Genomic DNA, 16,825 nt, shown 5'->3' with positions numbered 1-16,825 from the left:
GGGCGGCTGCCGCAGAGAGGCTTCCCGGCGGCAGCCGACACATCATGTTTACTTTGCAGATTGCTTTAAGAAGCGAGCGGGATGCCCATTTCGGTGGAAACTTCCTGTGCGAACGAATCCATCGCTTCCTGTGCAGACATGTCGCCGTTCAGCGCAGCGCAAACGTCATCCAGCAGCAGGTTGCCAACTACGTCCGCGTAGTCCCAAGCGTTATCGCCCGCGCCGGCATCGCCGGAAGCTGCCAGTTCCTGCTCAAAGATCTCGTACATTTCCGGATGTACCGAGTAATCCGGGGTTACGTTGTTCAGGCCGGACATGTAGTTGCCCTTCTCGCAGTAGGTCTTGAAGTTGTCGTAATCGTAGAACCACTTGAGGAACTCCTTAGCCTGCTCTTCCTTGCCGGAATCCTTGATCGCGCAGAAGAAGTTGCCGCCCAGACGGTTTGCACGCTGAGTGCCGATCGGCATGTAGGTTACGCCCCACTCAAAGTCGCTGATGTTTTCCGAGTAGTCGGAAATCTTCCAGGAACCCTGGATAACGGTTGCCAGCTGGCCGGACTTGAACAGTGCGGACGGGTCCTCGGTGCCGAGGAATACGGACTTGGGCATGATGCCGTCGTCATGCAGCTTGATGAAGTACTCGAGGGCCTTCACGGACTCCGGAGAGTTGGCCACAACCGCGGTGCCGTCGTTGTTGACAACCGAAGCACCGAACTGATACATCAGAACCTGATAACGGCGCTGGGTCTTATCGAACGCAAGGCCGTACTGGCAGTCGGAGTTGGCGACAACCTTCTTGACTGCCTCGGTGAACTCGTCCCAAGTCCAGATGTCGTCTTCGCTCTGCGGAACGGAAACGCCGGCAGCGTCAAATGCGGTCTTGTTGTAGATCATACCGGTAACGGTAACGTCGATCGGCAGCGCGATCAGCTCGCCGTCGTCGTTCTGGATCTTCTCATGCAGGGATTCCGGGAACTCGTCGATGGAGATGACGTCGGACAGGTCCATCAGCTGGTCCTCGTAAGCGCCGTAAATATCGGTACGGATCAGGGCCGGAGCATCCTTGCCCTGGATCATGTTCGCCAGCTTGGTATCGCGGTCATCCTTCGGAACCTCAACGATCTCTACCGGGATGCCGGTCTCTTCGGTGTAGCGCTTGGCTGCGTCCGCCATTGCGCCGCCTTCCGAAGTATCGTCGGAAATCAGAATCTTAAAGCCTTCGCTGTCAGAAGCGTTGCTGTCGGAGGAACCGCCGCATGCGGTCAGGCTTGCCGCCATTGCAGCTGCCAGAAGAGCCGCTAAAAGTCTCTTTTTCATACTGTATTCCTTCTCCTTTTCTCTTTTTTACAGTGTTCTTTTCCTATTTCACTACGTACAAAGTTGCCAAACGTGCTCAAGGTTCAGTGTTACTTTGCCGCGTTCTTCATATTTATATTTTTACAACTTGTATGTTAGTATGTCAATACTTTTTGTGCAGGTTTTATGTTTTGCATAAATTTTCCGGCTGTTTTTGTGCAAAATAAATGGTGCATCCCTTTGGATACACCATTTGCACGCCTTTTTCGTTCTTTTTTCGCCTGAACAAATTTTCAGGCCGTGAAATATTCTTTATACTCGAGCTTGATGCCTTCGTTGTTTTGCAGGTTGCCGTTGAGATGCTGATGCAGCAGCGAACGCAGCTCGCTCTGATCATTGTGCTCCATAAACTGCACCAGCTTGCAGTGATCCTGATAGATCTGCCGATGGGAGTTCCCCTCGACCAGGTCGAGCATACGGAAACGCAGATAGCTGGTATTGACCTCCTGGATGATATCCCACAGGTTTTCCCGGTGGCTGCCGGTGTAGATGGTCTCATGGAACGCATTGTCCAGCGCGGTGAACTCTTCCGGATCGATCGCGTCGCTTTGCAGCAGATCTTTCTGATTTTCCAGACATTTGCGCAGCTCCAGCAGCAGCGCTTTGGGCTGCTGGTCGGCAATCTGGCACATCAACGTGCTTTCCACGCACCAGCGCAGATAAATAATATCCCGGATATAATCATAATCCAGCTTGGTGACAAACGTGCCCCGCTGCGGATCGATCACCACCAGGCTTTCGGATTCCAGTTTTTGCAGCACAGACCGCACCGGCGAACGGGATACCCCGAATTTCTCTGCCAGACTGTATTCGCTCAGCTTTTCCCCCGGCTGATAGCGAAATGTTATAATATCGTGCCGCACGTCCTCATATATTCGGTCTTTGATGAATTCACGACGTTTTTTCGTGCCTTCCATGATAATCCCCGCCTCATCTTTCTGATAAATTTATTATAAACTTATCATCATATATCATCACAAATATTACCATCATACTATCATAATGTACCCTCTTTGTCAAATTGCAAATACAAGTATGTCAGGTCAAGCTTTGTCATTATGTAAAATAGCTAAAAAACGCTTTTTTATTTTGTCCTTTTTTGCTGTTGAGTCTGGCAGTCACGCATGGTATACTAACATACAAGTTGAAGGAAACGTGCTCAAACGTTCTCCCGCGTTCATTCTGACTATTTGGTTGAACAAAGGAGGCTCTTCATTATGGCCGGTATTGTCTTAAAAGACATTAAGAAGGTGTATCCCGGCAATGTGGTCGCCGTCCATGAATGCAATCTGGAGATCAAAGACAAGGAATTTGTGATTTTGGTTGGCCCGTCCGGCTGTGGTAAATCCACAACCCTTCGCATGATTGCAGGTTTGGAAGAAATTTCGGAAGGTGAACTGTACATCGGCGACAAGCTGATGAACGACGTTGCCCCGAAGGATCGCGATATCGCGATGGTATTCCAGAACTATGCGCTTTACCCGCACATGACGGTTTACGATAATATGGCGTTTGGCTTGTCCCTGCGCAAAGTACCCAAGGACGAGATCGACCGCGCCGTTCGCGCCGCTGCGGAAGCACTGAACCTGACCGAATACCTCAACCGCAAGCCCAAGGCACTGTCCGGCGGCCAGCGGCAGCGCGTTGCACTGGGACGTGCAATGGTGCGCAATCCCTCGGTATTCCTGCTCGACGAGCCGCTCTCCAATCTGGATGCCAAGCTGCGCACGCAGATGCGCACCGTGATTTCCAAGCTGCATCAGAAACTGGGGACCACATTCGTATATGTTACGCATGACCAGACCGAAGCCATGACCATGGGCGACCGGATCGTTGTCATGAAGGACGGCTTTATTCAGCAGGTGGATACGCCGCAGTATCTGTATGATTTCCCGTGCAACATCTTTGTTGCCGGCTTCATCGGTTCGCCTCAGATGAACTTTATCGACGCCACGATCTCGCAGAAGGGCGACGATTTCTATCTGGATTTCCTCGGATACAGCGTTGCCATCCCGAAGAACAAGGGCGGCAAGGAACTGTTCGGGCCCTACGTCGGCAAGGAAATCGTCTTCGGCATCCGTCCGGAAGATCTGCATAACCAAGCCAGCTTCATCGCAGAGCATAAAGATGCCGCTATCTCGGCGACCGTCGATCTGGTGGAGCTGATGGGTGCGGAAACCTATGTATATATGGATTGCAAGGGCACTCGCCTGATGTCCCGTTCTCCCGAGCGTTTCACGCAGAAGCACGGAGAAACTGCCGAGTTTGCGATCAACATGGACAAAATCCATCTGTTTGACAAGCAGACCGAGCAGGCAATCTGCCACTAATCCTACGTCTTACAAACCGCAGGCGAACGCCTGCGGTTTTGTTTTTTTCGAAACAGAGGAGCATGTTTATGAAGCTGTTTGACGTACTGTACAACCGTACGCACAAGGAAGAAGGACCGCGTCCGCTGAAAACGGGTATCCTGCGCTTTTTCCAGATCATCTGGATCGAGTTCTGGAACCTGATCCTGCTGAATATCCTGTATGTGTTGTTCTGCCTGCCGGTGGTCACCATTCCGGCGGCCACCGCAGCGTTCACCGCCGAGCTGTGCGATATGGTGCGGGATCGCCCCCGCATGCTTGTGCACCGATTCTGGTCGGTGTTCAAACGGGATTTCCGGCAGGCTACCCTGCTCGGGCTGATCGGTCTGCTCCTGTTCGCGCTGCTGATCGGTCTGCTGATCGCCGTGCTGTTTTTCCTGCCGCCGATCTTCACCTATCTGCTGCTGCCCGCAACGGCCATCGTGCTGTTCCTGTGCTGCATGGCGTGGATCTATGTCTATCCGCTGCTCGCGGTCACCGACCTGCCCCTGCGGCATATTGTAAAAAACGCCTTTTCCCTGTCGCTGATGTGCGCCAAGCATGCTGCGGCAGCGGTCGTTGCCTGCGGCCTGCTCCTCTATTATGCGCTGCTCTATTTCCCGATCTCCATCCCGTTCCTGCTGTTCGGCGTTCTGTCCATACTCGGCCTGATCTGCACGTTTGCTGCCTGGGCCGGCATCCGGGATCATGTGGTCGCGGAAGCGCTGCAAAACGCCAAGACCTCGCTTCTGGATGATGCGGACGAATGGGCCGCGATCTGGAACTCTTAAAAAGGGCATATGAAACGGCCTGACCGGATGATCCGGTCAGGCCGTTTTTTCCTGCTTTTCAGATCAGTCCAACCGCCTGCGGCAAACCCAGACTGACAACCGGCACATAGGTGACCAGCAGCAGGCCGATCAGGATGGCCACATAATACCAGAGCATATACGGCATGACCTTGGACAGGCTGGACCGCCCGACCTTGATCGCGACAAACAGCGTGTTGCCGACCGGCGGCGTGATGTTGCCGATGCACAGATTGTACACCAGAATCAAACCGAACTGCACCGGATCCATGCCGAAGGTCCGGACCACCGGCAGAAACAGCGGCGTGAAGATCAGGATCGCGGGCGTGACGTCCATAAACGTGCCCGCAATCAGCAGAATAACGTTCATAATCAGCAGAATGGCGATCGGGTTCTGCGTCAGGCCGAGCAGCGCTTCCGAAATCGCCTGCGGAATCTGGGTGAACGCCATCACCCAGCCGAGGATGTTGGAAACACCGATCAGAAACACGACCATGCCGCTCATCTTGGCGCTGTCCACCACGATATTCCAGAACGATTCGAGCGTGATATTCCGATAGCAAATGCCCAGAACCAGCGCATAGACGACCGCGATGGCCGAGCCTTCGGTCGCGGTGAAAATACCGCCGATGATGCCGCCGATGACGACCACGATCAGCGACAGGGACGGAATCGCCTTGAGCGTGCACACGCCAAGGTTTTTCCAGTCGAACCGGCCAGGCATCCCCCGATAGCCCTTTCTCGCCGCGATAACCATGGCCACCGCCATGCAGCACAGCGCCCACAGGATGCCCGGAATATAACCGGCCATAAACAGCGCCGCAACCGAGGTGCCGCCGGCGGCGAGCGAATAGGTGATCAGCGCGTTGGACGGCGGGATCAGCAGGCCGGACGGAGCGGACGCGCCATTGGTAGCAGCGCATAGCGCCTTGTCATAGCCCTGCTCCTCTTCCCCTTTTTCCACCATGCTGCCGACCGCCGCGGCCGCCGCCGATGCCGAACCCGAAATCGCGCCGAACAGCGCGTTTGCGCCGATATTGGTCACCAGCAGCGCGCCCGGCAGCTTGCCGAGGATCGCCATGACGAAATCCACCAGGCGTTTTGCAATGCCGCCCTGATTCATCAGGTTGCCCGCGAGGATGAAAAACGGGATCGCGGTCAGGCTGAACTTGCTCATGCCGACGAAAATCCGCTGCGCGCCGGTAATGACCGAAACATCCAGCGAAACCGTCTGCAAAATCGCGATCAGCGAGGAGATGCCGATGGCATACGAGATCGGCACACCGATGACCAGCAGCACAGCCAATACGACCAGGATAATCAGCAGAGACTGGATCGCCATACGTTACATCCCCTCCTTTTCCGCATCCGCAGCGGTACCTTTGCAGAGGTCCGCGATGTTCAGGATGGTATAGATCATGTTGAGCACACCGCACAGCGGCAGGACAACGTAAAACACGCCGACCGCAACGCCCAGCGACGAGGTCATCTGCCCCATCGCCAGCTGCGAGATCTGCACACCGCCATACACGAGGATGATCAGCGAAAACGCAAAGGCAACCAGCTCACCGAAAACCGCGAGCGTCCTGCGCCCCGTAGGTCGCAGCCTTTCTACCACGATCGGGATGTTCATATGGCCGCGCTCGCCGGTGACCAGCGACGCGCCCAAAAGGCTCGCCCAGGCAAACAGGTATGAGACCAGTTCTTCCGACCAGGACGAAGGGTTTTGCAGCACATAGCGCGTAAATACCTGCCAGCAAGTGAGTGCAACCATGGCAAGCAGACTCACGCCGGCTAGCGCGCGCAGCAGCTGGGTCAGCACATTTCTCAGTCGTTTCATTGGGGTACCTCCTCAGGACGCAGCGGACGGGTACTGCTCGTTATACTGCTGGATTGCGTCATAGATCGGCCGCAGATCCGGATACTGGGCGAGCATGTCCTCGTGCATGGGCGCGCAGGCCTCTTGGAAGGGCTTGGTATCGGGATAGAGGAACTGCACGCCCTGCTCGTTTGCCGCGCGGTCCTTGGCGGCCGCCACGGCGTCGGTCCACGCCTCGCGCTGCACCTGATTGACCAGCTCGAAGCCCTCTTCAAAGACCGCGCGTTCCTCCTCGCTCAGGCTGTCGAGGAAAGCCGCGTTGCCGATCAGGATATCCGGGATCATCTGGTGCATGTCATAGGAATAATATTTGCACACGTCGCCGTGACCGTTGTCGGTCAGCGCCAGTTCGTTGTTCTCCGCGCCGTCAATGATCTTGCTTTGCAGCGCGGTGTACACCTCGCCAAAGCCCATCGGTGTGGCCGAACCGCCCAGCAGCTGCATCATCTGCACATTGGTCGGCGACTGCTGCACGCGGATCTTGAGGCCCTTGAGGTCGGCGGGCGTCTCGATCGGCGTGTTGACCGTGTAGAAGTTGCGCGTGCCGGCGTCCAGCCAAGTCACCGCCTCAAAACCGGCATCCTTGGTGGACGCAAAAATCGGGCCGGTGATGGCCGCGTCGTCCATCGCCGCGTGGTACGCCTCCGCGCTGACAAACAGGTACGGCAGGTTGAACAGCGTATAATTGGTGCTGAAGGTCTCGAGCAGCGAATTGGACGCGACGCAGAAATGGATGGCGCCGGTCTGCGTCAGCTGCACCATTTCGTTCTGCGACCCCAGCAACTCGCTCGGAAACACCTCTACGTCATATTTGTCGCCGAGCTTGCTTTCAATCCATGTTTCAAACTCCGACAGCGCAATATGGGTGGGGTGATTGGTGGACTGGTTGTGCCCGATCCGAATGATGGTCCTGCCGCCCGCGCGGCCGCCGCAGCCGGTCAGCACCGCCGTCAGCACCACGGCCGCCAGCACGCATGCCAGCCCTTTTGAGAAGTTTTTCATCGTGCAAACGCTCCTCCTGTCTGTGATCTTGCTGGTATGTATGGTGTATCGCTGCGGCGCGTTCGCTTTGCCACGCTTTATCTTGACCAGAGTTTGCATCCATCATACGGCATCGTTCAGATTTTTTCCCCATCATACAAAAACATCCCGGATCGTACCATCGTACGATCCGGGATGTTCCATTGATTCGTAACGCAATGATTAGGGTTGCTCGGTTGGCCGGACAAAGTGGCCGGACTTGCCGCCCGCTTTTTCCAGCAGACAAATATTCTGGATCACCATACCGCGATCCACCGCTTTGCACATGTCATACACGGTCAGCGCCGCCACGCTGGCCGCCGTCAGCGCTTCCATCTCGATGCCGGTTTTCCAGTTGCACCGCAAGGTTGCCTTGATGCGGACGCAGGCCGGTGCTTCGGTTGTAAAGTCGATGGACACCGCCTCGATCGGCAGCGGATGGCACATGGGGATCAGCTCAAACGTGCGCTTGGCCGCCATGATGCCCGCGATCCGCGCGCAGGAGAACACGTCTCCCTTGGGCATTTCGCCCCGGCAGATCCGCGCCAGCGTCTCCGGCTGCATGACGATCTCGGCCTGCGCCACCGCCATGCGGGCGGTCACCGCCTTGTCGCCGACATCCACCATATGCGCATTTCCCTTGTCATCCAAATGCGAAAGCTGCATGCGGCTCCTCTCCCCCTTCTGCAAATCCGCGGCTTTGGTTTGGCTTCTATTGTACCAAAGGGGACGCGAATGCACAAGAGGCTGCGGCACATTTTCCTCTGCTCACGCCTGCCGGCGTACCTTGCGGATCACTTTGGCCGGCACGCCGCCGACCATGGTTTCCGGCGGCACGTCCTTGGTAACCACCGCGCCCGCGGCAACGATTGCACCGTCGCCCACGGTGACGCCCGAAACAATGGTCACATTCGCGCCGATCCAGACATTTTTGCCGATTACAATGGGCGCCGGATGCAGAATATGCCGCAGCGCCGGGTCCTCGTCGTGGTTGAGCGTCGCCAGCACGACGTTATGGCCGATGAGCGTGCCGTCGCCGATCTCGATGCCGCCCTGATCCTGAAAGTGGCAGCCGGTGTTGATGAACACGTTTTTGCCGACGCGGATATTTTTGCCGTAATCCGTGTGAAAGGGCGGGAACAGGCAGAAGGTTTCGTCCTCCGGCTGGCAGATCAGTTCAAAAAACCGGCGGCGCACCTCTGCCGGCTCATAATACCGGCTGTTCAGCTCCATGGTCAGGCGCAGCGCACGCTGCGACGCCGCCCGCATTGCTTCCGGGTCTTCCAGACCCTGCGCGATTTCCTTGCGATCGATGCTATTCATTTGCTCGCTCCTCTGCAATTTTTTGTTTATCTTCATTGTAAGCCGAAGCGATGTGAATAGCAAATACCTATGCGTTTTTCTTTTGTATGCCTGAAACGCATGAAATTTTTATGCCAGCAGGCGCTCCGCGATCCAGATCACGATCGGAATGGATACGACCGACACAATGGTAGAAAAACAGACCTGCGTGACCGCGCTGCGGTAATCCTGCCCGAATTTCTGCGCAAAGATGCCGGTGCTGGTTGCGACCGGCGTCGCCGCCGCGACCAGCGTGATGAGCGCGACCTCGCCGCGCGCAAAGGGCATCGGCAGAAACGCCAGCGCCGTGAGCAGCGGGATGACAAACAGACGCAGCGCGGCCACCAGATAGAGCTTTGCGCCGCAGAACAGCTCGCGCGGCTTGACCTGCGACAGGTAAAAGCCGAGCACCAGCATGGCAAGCGGCGTGTTGGCGTCCGCAATCAGCCCGATCGTGTTGCCGACAATAGCCGGCAGTGTGAAGCCCGTGAGAAACAGGACCAAACCAACCATCATCGAGATAAACACCGGGTTGATGAACACCTTTTTGACGTTGATTGTCTTGGGGTTGCCTGATATAATGACAATACCATAGGTCCATTGCAGCAGATTGAGCATGGACGAGAACGCCACAACGTAAAACGCCGCTTCCGCGCCGAACACCGAGGTGACCAGCGGAATGCCGATGAACCCGGCGTTGCCGAAGGCCGTGCTGAAGTTTTCGATCCGGTGCCGCATGCCGAACGCGATCCACGCCACCGCGATTGTCACGATAAACGCCACGACGGCAATCACGGCGGAAATGCCAAGCGCATACAGCTTTTGTGTGCTGTATTCGGTGATATAGCTGCGCACGATCACGCACGGGATGACCGCATACAGCAGGATGTTGGCCATGTCCTTGCTGCCCTGCTCGGTGATGGCGCCCAAACGGGACAGCAGCAGGCCGAGCAGCATGAGCAGGAACATGATGATTGTTTGCTGAATTAAAATTTGTGTAACCATAATACTGTCATTCCTGTCAGTCAAAAAAATAAAGGAAAGGGATTTGTTTGGAATTATATCAACTGAAGCAATTTGCGGCCGCCGCGGAACAGGAAAACATGACCCGCGCCGCGGAACAGCTCAACATCGCGCAGCCCGCCATTTCCAAAACGATCCATCGTCTGGAAGGCGAGCTGGGGGTAATCCTGTTCGAGCGCACCGGCAAGGGGCTGCGCCGCACCGAACAGGGTGATATTCTGCTGCGTTATGCCCGGCAGATTTTGCAGGCGGAAGAGGACGCCCGCCGCGAAATCGCGGAAAGCGCGCAGCAGGCCGGCAGCCTGCGCATCTGCGCGCTCTCGCTGAGCGAACAGATCGGCGAGATCCTGTCCGGTTTTACACGCAGCTGCGGCGACATCCGCTTCCGCGTGACCACCACACCCGAGCAGAGCGATCTGCTGCTCGATTCCGCCGTCTCCCGCGAGGATATCCCCGCGGACGCGGAACTGCTCGGCAGCGAGGAGATCTGTCTGGCCGTGCCCGCTTCCCACCGGCTGGCCGAACAGGATTCGGTCGCCTTGTCCGAGCTGACTGGGGACTCGTTCATCGTGCTGCGCAACTCGCACTCATTCCGGCAGGTTTCCGAGCATATCTTCCGCTTAGCCGGACTGGACCCCCGCATCGCCATTGAATGCGACAGTGCGGCCCTGCAAAACCGGCTGATCTCGCTCGGCATGGGGGTCGCACTGGTTGCATCAAATGCTTGGCGGCACGCGGAACAGAACGGCGATATCCGTCTGCTGCACATCCGGGATGCCGACTGCCGCCGCTATCTCTATGTGCGGACGCTCAGCCGGTACCAGACGCGCGGCATGCGGGATTTCAAAGCCTATCTCCGCCGCTTTTTCGCGGATATTCAGGATCAGGCGCAGACTTCAAGCGGCACTTTCTCGCCGTCGTAGAACTGCCGCAGGCTCTCGAGCGAGCACTGCACCATATCGAACACCGCCTGATCGGTGAAGAACGCCATATGCGGCGTGACGATCGTGTTCTGGAAGGACTTGAGGATGATATAGTCGTGGTTGGTGACGCGGCTGTTGTAGCTGTGATCCACGCGGATGACGTCGTTCTCACCCTCGAAGCAGTCTACGCCCACCGCGCCGATGCGGCCGGACTCGATGCCGTCGATCAGCGCACGGGTGTCGATCAGCGCGCCGCGCGCGCAGTTGATGATAACCACGCCGGGCTTCATCTTCTCGATCGCCTGCGCGTCGATCATGTGATGCGTGCTCTCATCGAGGAAGGTATGCAGCGTAATCACGTCCGCACGCGCATACAGCTGATCGAGCGAAACATACTCGACGTTCTTCAGATCGGGAGACGGATACGGATCGTGCGCAATGATGTTGCAGCCGAAGCCGGACAGGTTCTCGATGACCGCCTTGCCGATGCGGCCGGTGCCGATGACGCCGATGGTCAGGTTCTGCATCTCCATGCCGCGCGCCGCGCCCGCAGCGCCGAGCGAATAGTCCGCCGTGTGCGAGCGGAACATGATATAGCCCGCCTTGCGGATGCACATGAGAATGAGCATGACCGTGTAGTTCGCCACCGAGTACGGCGAATAGCCCGCGTGCGACACGCGGATGCCCAGACGGGCCGCCGCTTCCAGATCGACGTTGTCAAAGCCGATCGTGCGCAGCGAAACATAGTGCACGCTGTTCTTCGCCAGCTCTTCCAGCACCGGGGCCGACAGGTTGCAGGTGCCCACGCAGGATACGCCATCATATCCCTTGGTCTGTGCAACGTTCTTCATGCTCAGGCCATCCGGCTGATAGGTCAGATCGATATCCAACGTCTGCGACCAATGTTCAAAAAAGGCGCGCTCGTCCGGACGGGCGCTGAACGCCATTACTTTCATTTTCATTTTGCTCACTCCTTGATCCATTCGTGTGTCAGCTTGCCGAGAATTTCAATGCCGCGGACGATCTGCTCATCCGTCGGGGTGGAATAGTTCAGACGGAAGCCGTTGGATATGCCGCTTTCATCCGCGAGGAACGCCGAACCCGGTACGCACAGTACGCCGCGGTTGATCGCTTCGCGCACGAAGGGCTGTGCGTCCATGCCGTCCGGCAGGAACGCCATGACGAACAGACCGCCCTCCGGCTGGCCAAAGCGCACCGACGGATGGAAGGTGCGGCGCATGGTATCCAGCATCAGCTGGCACTTCGCGCGGTAAACCTTGCGCGACTGCTCGAGATGCGCCTCAAAATCATACTGGGTCATATAGGTGTTGCAGACATACTGGAACAGCACGTTGGAATGCACGTCGGTCGTCTGCTTAGCAACGGTCAGCGGCATGGTCAGGCCCTTGTCAAACACCAGAAAGCCCAGACGGAATGCCGGCGCCATGACCTTGGAAAAGCTGCCCGCGTAAATCACACGGCCCTCGGTGTCCATCGACTTGATGGTCGGCACGGTCTCGCCCGCAAAGCGCAGTTCGCCGTACGGGTTGTCCTCCAAAATGGCAATGTCATACTTGCAGGCCAGCTCGTACACCTTTTTGCGCTTTTCCAGCGTGGTGGTGATGCCGGTCGGGTTCTGGAAGGACGGGATGGTATACAGCAGCTTGGCGTTGGGATGCGCCTTAAGCGCCGCCTCCAGCGCCTCAACATCCATGCCGTCCTCCTGCATCGGAATGCCGACGAGCTTTGCGCCGTACGAACGGAAGGTGTTCAGGCAGCCGACAAAGGCCGGCTCCTCAGTCAGCACGACATCGCCTTCGTTGACCAGCACCTTGGTGGTCAGATCGGCGCACTGCTGTCCGCCGGACACGATGAACAGCTCGTTCTTCTCAAAGTCAAAGCCTTCCTTTTCGGCAAGGTACTTCTTCATGGTTTCGCGCAGCGGCACATAGCCTTCGGACAGGCCATACTGCAGCATGGAAACCGGCGCATTTTTCAGCACATCGCTGACGATCTGCTCGATCTCCGCGCAAGGAAAGGTCTCGGCAGACGGATTGCCGCCGCCGAAGGAAATCATATTCGGGTCTGCACCCAGTTTGAACAGCTCGCGGATCGCAGAGCCGTGCACACCGGACATACGGTTGGAAACTTGATATTGCATCTTCAAACGCTCCTGCCTTTGATAATTTGATAGAATAAAAAAGGGTGCTGAAATCCCCTAGGGATTCCAGCACCTTTGCTGATGCATCTAGTATACAAGCAAACCGCATTTTTGTCCAATAGAAAAGCGCTATGCTGATATAACCAAGAGGAATGTCGCAAAAGACAATGCTTTTCTTTCGCATAAAGCAAAAACGGCATCCGCTTTCGCAGATGCCGTTTTTGTTGGTGGAAGTTAACGGGCTCGAACCGCTGACCCTCTGCTTGTAAGGCAGATGCTCTCCCAGCTGAGCTAAACTTCCAAATGGTGACCCGTGCGGGACTCGAACCCGCGTTACCGCCGTGAAAGGGCGGTGTCTTAACCGCTTGACCAACGGGCCAAAGGAAATGGTAGCGGTAATTGGACTTGAACCAATGACCTTCCGGGTATGAACCGGACGCTCTAGCCAACTAAGCTATACCGCCATTCTCGCTTCCCTGTGTCGCCCGTTCGCCGGCGACGATGTATATTATAACCCATGTCCTATGTGGTGTCAAGGGTTTTTTATAGATTTTATGAATTTTCTTTTTCCATGTTGTCGAGCAGCTGTTCATAGAACGTCCGGTCCCAAGTATGGGTCTTTGCCAGCTCGTCTGCCGTCAGCAGAAAGTACTGCCCGGAAACATATTCGCCGCGGTCCGGCACCGGATCGTCAAATGTACAATCGATGAAATACGTCTGCCCATCCAGCCGCACAGCATTCCAGCCGTGGTTCATCTCTTCCGACGCGACGTAGATGCTGTCCAGCCCCGCCGCTTCACACAGCATCCCGTATGCGCGGCCGTAGCCCGCGCACACGGCACGATGGTCGAGCAGCGCCCCATCTGCCGCGAACGGGGCGGACGCGCCGTCCGGCGCCGTCTGCGCCGCCGTATCGGTATCATACTGGCACAGGCGCACCAACGTATCGTGCAGCGCACGCAGTTTCTGCTCCTCCGTCATGCCGTCCTGGATGCATTCCGCAGCCAGCGCTTTGGCATAGCTCTCTGCCTGCGCCTGCCGCGCCTGCCGCGAAATCTCCACCTGCAATTCGGTGGTCTGATTGGGCCGGACAGTCGCATGCAGTGCAAACGCGTAAGGGAACTGCGCTTCCAGCGCGCGGTACACCTCGTCCGGGTCCACGTCCCCGGTGCGGAACAGCACGCCGTCGCCGCCCGCCCGCGCGTCCTGCTCCAGGATCTCCGCCGCCTGATACGGGTTCTGCACCCGTGTTGCCGAAACCATCGGATACCACCACAACGCCGCGCCGCCGAACAGCAGCAGCACGACCCACACTCCGGCCAGGCGCTTCATGTTTTCCCTCCTTATGAAAAAGCGGACGGCCAAGCCGTCCGCCTGCATTGCAATCTCAAAATCACATCAGCTTTACAGTATAGTATACCGCCGTGATAAACAGATATGCCGCCGCAACACCCATGGCGATCAAAATATGCGTGGGTGCAAACAGCACCGCCGCCACCAGCACCGCCATCAGCACCGGCGTGATCGTCAGCATGGTATACGCATTCCGGCTGAACTGCATATCCTTCTTTTTTCCGCGATACATGATTTTTCCGTTTTTGCCGCGCAGGATGCCGACTGCGATCAGCTGCGCCACCGTCAGAACGATCGCCGCGATCAGCGACGCATAGGCGACCCAGACATAGTTGGTCGTATCCAACGCACGGTGAATCAGCCACATCAGGCCAATCCCCACGCCGGTATCCACCGCGATCAGGAAAAATTCCTTTGCATAAGAATGATAGACCAGATAATACACGGCCAGCACCGGCAAAACCACATACAGCACCTTGATCGGGCCGGTACCCAGATACAGCACAGCTGCCATGGCAAGCACCAGCACAATGCTGGCAATCAGCACATTGCGTCCGCACAGGATGCGGCGAACTGCCTGCCGCTTGCCGGCAATCTCACGCGCCAGCAGCACAACGCCGCAGATCAGGCCCAGCACACCGATGCCGAGCAGGATTCTGGATACCAGCATGCCGGTGGACCAGGTATTGGTGTAATCCAGCAGACGCTGCACGACCATCAGCACCAGTACCCCCAGCAGGCATACGCTGAAAACGGTCAACACCTTGTTGGTGGTATATTCTTCCTCACTGATTGGCTTTTTGCCCACATTGCTTTTAGCCAATGCCTACACTCCCTCTTTTTTGTTCTCACATGTTGCCGCCTGCATACAGCACCGCGGCAAGCGCCGCCACCGGCGCCGTCTCGCATCGCAGAATCCGCGTGCCGAGCGAAACGCTCTTCAGTCCCGCATCGACAGCCAGCGCGGCCTCTTCGGGCGCAAACCCACCTTCCGGGCCGATCAGCAGCGAAACCGTTTCGCCCACACCGTCCGCCAGCGCATCGCGCAGGCCGGTCTGCTTTTCGTGTTCGTAAAAAAACAGCGCGGTTTCGCTCTGCGCCGCCTGCGCCGCCGCCTGTTCGAACGGAATGACCGCCCCGACGGCAGGCAGATATCCTCTGCCGCATTGTTTTGCGGCTTCCAGCGCAATTTTCTGCCAGCGCTCCACTTTTTTCTCGGTTTTATCCGGTCGGGACACGCAGTTTTTCGACAGGTACGGCACAATCTCACGCACCCCGAGCTCGACCGCCTTCTGCACGATAAAATCCATTTTATCGCCCTTCGGCAGCGCCATAAACAGCGTCAAACGCTGTTTCGGCTCGGTCTCCGCCGGATGACTGCTCTGCACCCGGCAAACCACCGCATCCTTTTCGACCGATTCGATCGTACAATCAAAATCCGTGCCTTTGCCGTCGCACAGGGTCACCGACTCGCCCGAGCGCAGCCGCAGCACGCGTCCCGCGTGATGGGCGTTCTCGCCGTGCAGCGTCAGCAGACCGTTTTCCGGCTGTCCGGCCACAAAGAATCTCGGCATAACAATCCTATAACCTTTCCTATTCTACCAAAAAAACAGCACTTTGGCAAGTGAACATTCCGTGAATCATCGCTGCGCGGTAAAAGCGCTCCAATCGTCGCTGTGTGCATGCACCAAATCGGTAAAGCCGTTTTGCTCGAGCGCCGCGCGCACTTCGTCCGCGCGTTCGTTGAGGATGCCCGAGCAGATCAGCCGTCCGCCCGGCACCAGCTTGTCCGCAAACAGCGGCGCCATGCCGATGATGACATCCGCCACGATGTTCGCCACGATGATATCATAACCCGTGCCGATCTCCTCGGCGAGCTGCGGATTGCGCAGCGCGTCGCCGCACAGGCCGCGGCCAATTGCGACATGGTTTTTCTCCGCGTTTTCCTGCGCGGTTTTCAGGCAGTTTTCATCGATGTCCACAACAGTTTTGACGTCCGCGCCCAGCATGGCCGCCGCGATCGCCAGAATGCCCGAGCCGGTGCCCATGTCGAGCAGCTTATCGCCGGGCCGAACCAGTTTTTCCAGCGCGGTCATGCAGAGCTGCGTCGTGTCATGGCTGCCCGTGCCGAACGAGGAAGCCGGATCGATCTCCAGGATCTTTCTCCCCTGCGCATCGTCCACGGTCTCCCACGAGGGCTTGATCAAAAAGGTATCGCCCACCGGGAACGGCTTGAAATACTGTTTCCAGCCCCATTCCCAGTCCTCCTGGCGGGTCAGGGCAGTTTCGGTGCACAGGCGGCCCCAAGCGTGCTCTTCATCGCGCGCCTTGAGGTTTTCCAGCGCCGCGCAGATCGCGGCATACTGCTTTGCACCGTCCTCATCATCCGACAGGTAAATCTTCAGGCAGGTTTCCTGCGCGCGCTTCTCGCGCACCAGATCCTCGTCCACATAGTCCCAATAAATCTCGGTATCCTGCAAAAATTCCTCAAAATCCGCCGCGTCTTCCAGCACATAGCCCTCTACGCCATTGTCCTCCAACAGCGCTTCCACCGGGCCGATGCCGGCCGTGGTCGTGTAAATTGTGACTTCTTTCCAGTCCATTCCTGTCCTC

The 16,825-nt window shown here is 57.1% G+C and carries 17 protein-coding genes and 3 tRNA genes; 3 read left to right on the top strand and 17 right to left on the bottom strand.

Going from position 1 to position 16,825, the window contains the following annotated elements; all coding sequences use genetic code 11:
• Nucleotides 1-65: 65 nt before the first annotated feature.
• On the bottom strand, nucleotides 66-1,316 hold the full coding sequence (locus tag EJL02_RS06885; protein WP_125115682.1) for an ABC transporter substrate-binding protein: 1,251 nt from the start codon (nucleotides 1,314-1,316) through the stop codon (nucleotides 66-68).
• A 272-nt stretch (nucleotides 1,317-1,588) separates the two neighbouring features.
• Nucleotides 1,589-2,272 (bottom strand): GntR family transcriptional regulator, encoded by a 684-nt coding sequence (locus EJL02_RS06880; protein WP_125115681.1) that lies wholly within the window; start codon nucleotides 2,270-2,272, stop codon nucleotides 1,589-1,591.
• Nucleotides 2,273-2,572: 300 nt separating this feature from the next.
• Between EJL02_RS06880 and EJL02_RS06875 the strand changes: the two genes are divergently transcribed.
• Both EJL02_RS06875 and EJL02_RS06870 read left to right on the top strand, forming a co-directional pair.
• A complete protein-coding gene (locus EJL02_RS06875) occupies nucleotides 2,573-3,685 on the top strand; it encodes an ABC transporter ATP-binding protein (RefSeq protein ID WP_125115680.1) in 1,113 nt (370 codons plus the stop codon).
• A 68-nt stretch (nucleotides 3,686-3,753) separates the two neighbouring features.
• On the top strand, nucleotides 3,754-4,494 hold the full coding sequence (locus tag EJL02_RS06870) for a YesL family protein (protein ID WP_164510329.1): 741 nt from the start codon (nucleotides 3,754-3,756) through the stop codon (nucleotides 4,492-4,494).
• Between the two features lie 58 nt (nucleotides 4,495-4,552).
• On the opposite strand, the gene EJL02_RS06865 is transcribed toward EJL02_RS06870, so the two are convergent.
• The 6 genes from EJL02_RS06865 to EJL02_RS06840 all read right to left on the bottom strand — a co-directional run bounded on the left by EJL02_RS06865 (nucleotide 4,553) and on the right by EJL02_RS06840 (nucleotide 9,757).
• Complete coding sequence (locus tag EJL02_RS06865; RefSeq protein WP_125115678.1) at nucleotides 4,553-5,854, bottom strand: TRAP transporter large permease; 1,302 nt, start codon at nucleotides 5,852-5,854, stop codon at nucleotides 4,553-4,555.
• A gap of 3 nt (nucleotides 5,855-5,857) precedes the next feature.
• Nucleotides 5,858-6,352, bottom strand: a complete 495-nt coding sequence (locus EJL02_RS06860) for a TRAP transporter small permease (protein ID WP_125115677.1) — start codon at nucleotides 6,350-6,352, stop codon at nucleotides 5,858-5,860.
• Nucleotides 6,353-6,364: 12 nt separating this feature from the next.
• Nucleotides 6,365-7,393 carry a TRAP transporter substrate-binding protein gene (locus tag EJL02_RS06855; RefSeq protein WP_125115676.1) on the bottom strand — a complete coding sequence of 343 codons (1,029 nt, stop codon included), beginning with the start codon at nucleotides 7,391-7,393 and terminating at the stop codon, nucleotides 6,365-6,367.
• Between the two features lie 201 nt (nucleotides 7,394-7,594).
• Nucleotides 7,595-8,077, bottom strand: coding sequence for a cyclic pyranopterin monophosphate synthase MoaC (moaC, locus tag EJL02_RS06850; RefSeq protein ID WP_125115675.1), 483 nt, complete (start codon nucleotides 8,075-8,077; stop codon nucleotides 7,595-7,597).
• A 102-nt stretch (nucleotides 8,078-8,179) separates the two neighbouring features.
• Nucleotides 8,180-8,734, bottom strand: a complete 555-nt coding sequence (locus EJL02_RS06845; RefSeq protein WP_442858004.1) for a sugar O-acetyltransferase — start codon at nucleotides 8,732-8,734, stop codon at nucleotides 8,180-8,182.
• A 108-nt stretch (nucleotides 8,735-8,842) separates the two neighbouring features.
• Complete coding sequence (locus EJL02_RS06840) at nucleotides 8,843-9,757, bottom strand: AEC family transporter (protein ID WP_125115673.1); 915 nt, start codon at nucleotides 9,755-9,757, stop codon at nucleotides 8,843-8,845.
• Between the two features lie 47 nt (nucleotides 9,758-9,804).
• Between EJL02_RS06840 and EJL02_RS06835 the strand changes: the two genes are divergently transcribed.
• A complete protein-coding gene (locus tag EJL02_RS06835; RefSeq protein ID WP_125115672.1) occupies nucleotides 9,805-10,698 on the top strand; it encodes a LysR family transcriptional regulator in 894 nt (297 codons plus the stop codon).
• On the opposite strand, the gene EJL02_RS06830 is transcribed toward EJL02_RS06835, so the two are convergent.
• The 9 genes from EJL02_RS06830 to prmA all read right to left on the bottom strand — a co-directional run bounded on the left by EJL02_RS06830 (nucleotide 10,659) and on the right by prmA (nucleotide 16,815).
• Nucleotides 10,659-11,660, bottom strand: coding sequence for a D-isomer specific 2-hydroxyacid dehydrogenase family protein (locus EJL02_RS06830; protein ID WP_243114418.1), 1,002 nt, complete (start codon nucleotides 11,658-11,660; stop codon nucleotides 10,659-10,661). The genes EJL02_RS06835 and EJL02_RS06830 overlap by 40 nt on opposite strands.
• A 5-nt stretch (nucleotides 11,661-11,665) precedes the next feature.
• Nucleotides 11,666-12,859, bottom strand: coding sequence for an aminotransferase-like domain-containing protein (locus EJL02_RS06825; RefSeq protein WP_125115671.1), 1,194 nt, complete (start codon nucleotides 12,857-12,859; stop codon nucleotides 11,666-11,668).
• A gap of 225 nt (nucleotides 12,860-13,084) precedes the next feature.
• Nucleotides 13,085-13,160: transfer RNA gene (locus tag EJL02_RS06820), tRNA-Val, on the bottom strand.
• Nucleotides 13,161-13,163: 3 nt separating this feature from the next.
• Nucleotides 13,164-13,238 (bottom strand) — tRNA-Glu (locus EJL02_RS06815).
• 8 nt (nucleotides 13,239-13,246) lie between these two features.
• Nucleotides 13,247-13,323 (bottom strand) — tRNA-Met (locus EJL02_RS06810).
• Between the two features lie 88 nt (nucleotides 13,324-13,411).
• The gene (locus EJL02_RS06805; RefSeq protein WP_125115670.1) at nucleotides 13,412-14,191 is read right to left on the bottom strand and encodes a transglutaminase domain-containing protein; all 780 of its coding nucleotides are present in this window, start codon (nucleotides 14,189-14,191) and stop codon (nucleotides 13,412-13,414) included.
• A gap of 61 nt (nucleotides 14,192-14,252) precedes the next feature.
• Nucleotides 14,253-15,035: a hypothetical protein gene (locus tag EJL02_RS06800; protein ID WP_125115669.1), complete on the bottom strand. Its 783-nt coding sequence runs from the start codon at nucleotides 15,033-15,035 to the stop codon at nucleotides 14,253-14,255.
• Between the two features lie 25 nt (nucleotides 15,036-15,060).
• Complete coding sequence (locus EJL02_RS06795) at nucleotides 15,061-15,786, bottom strand: 16S rRNA (uracil(1498)-N(3))-methyltransferase (RefSeq protein ID WP_125115668.1); 726 nt, start codon at nucleotides 15,784-15,786, stop codon at nucleotides 15,061-15,063.
• Nucleotides 15,787-15,852: 66 nt separating this feature from the next.
• Nucleotides 15,853-16,815: a 50S ribosomal protein L11 methyltransferase gene (prmA, locus tag EJL02_RS06790; protein WP_125115667.1), complete on the bottom strand. Its 963-nt coding sequence runs from the start codon at nucleotides 16,813-16,815 to the stop codon at nucleotides 15,853-15,855.
• Between the last annotated feature and the right edge of the window lie 10 nt (nucleotides 16,816-16,825).

It is taken from the genome of Agathobaculum sp. Marseille-P7918, assembly GCF_900625105.1.
Taxonomy (GTDB): Bacteria; Bacillota; Clostridia; order Oscillospirales; family Butyricicoccaceae; genus Agathobaculum.
The sequence above is the reverse complement of the archived record's forward strand: the minus strand, read 5'-3'. Positions and strand labels throughout refer to the sequence as shown.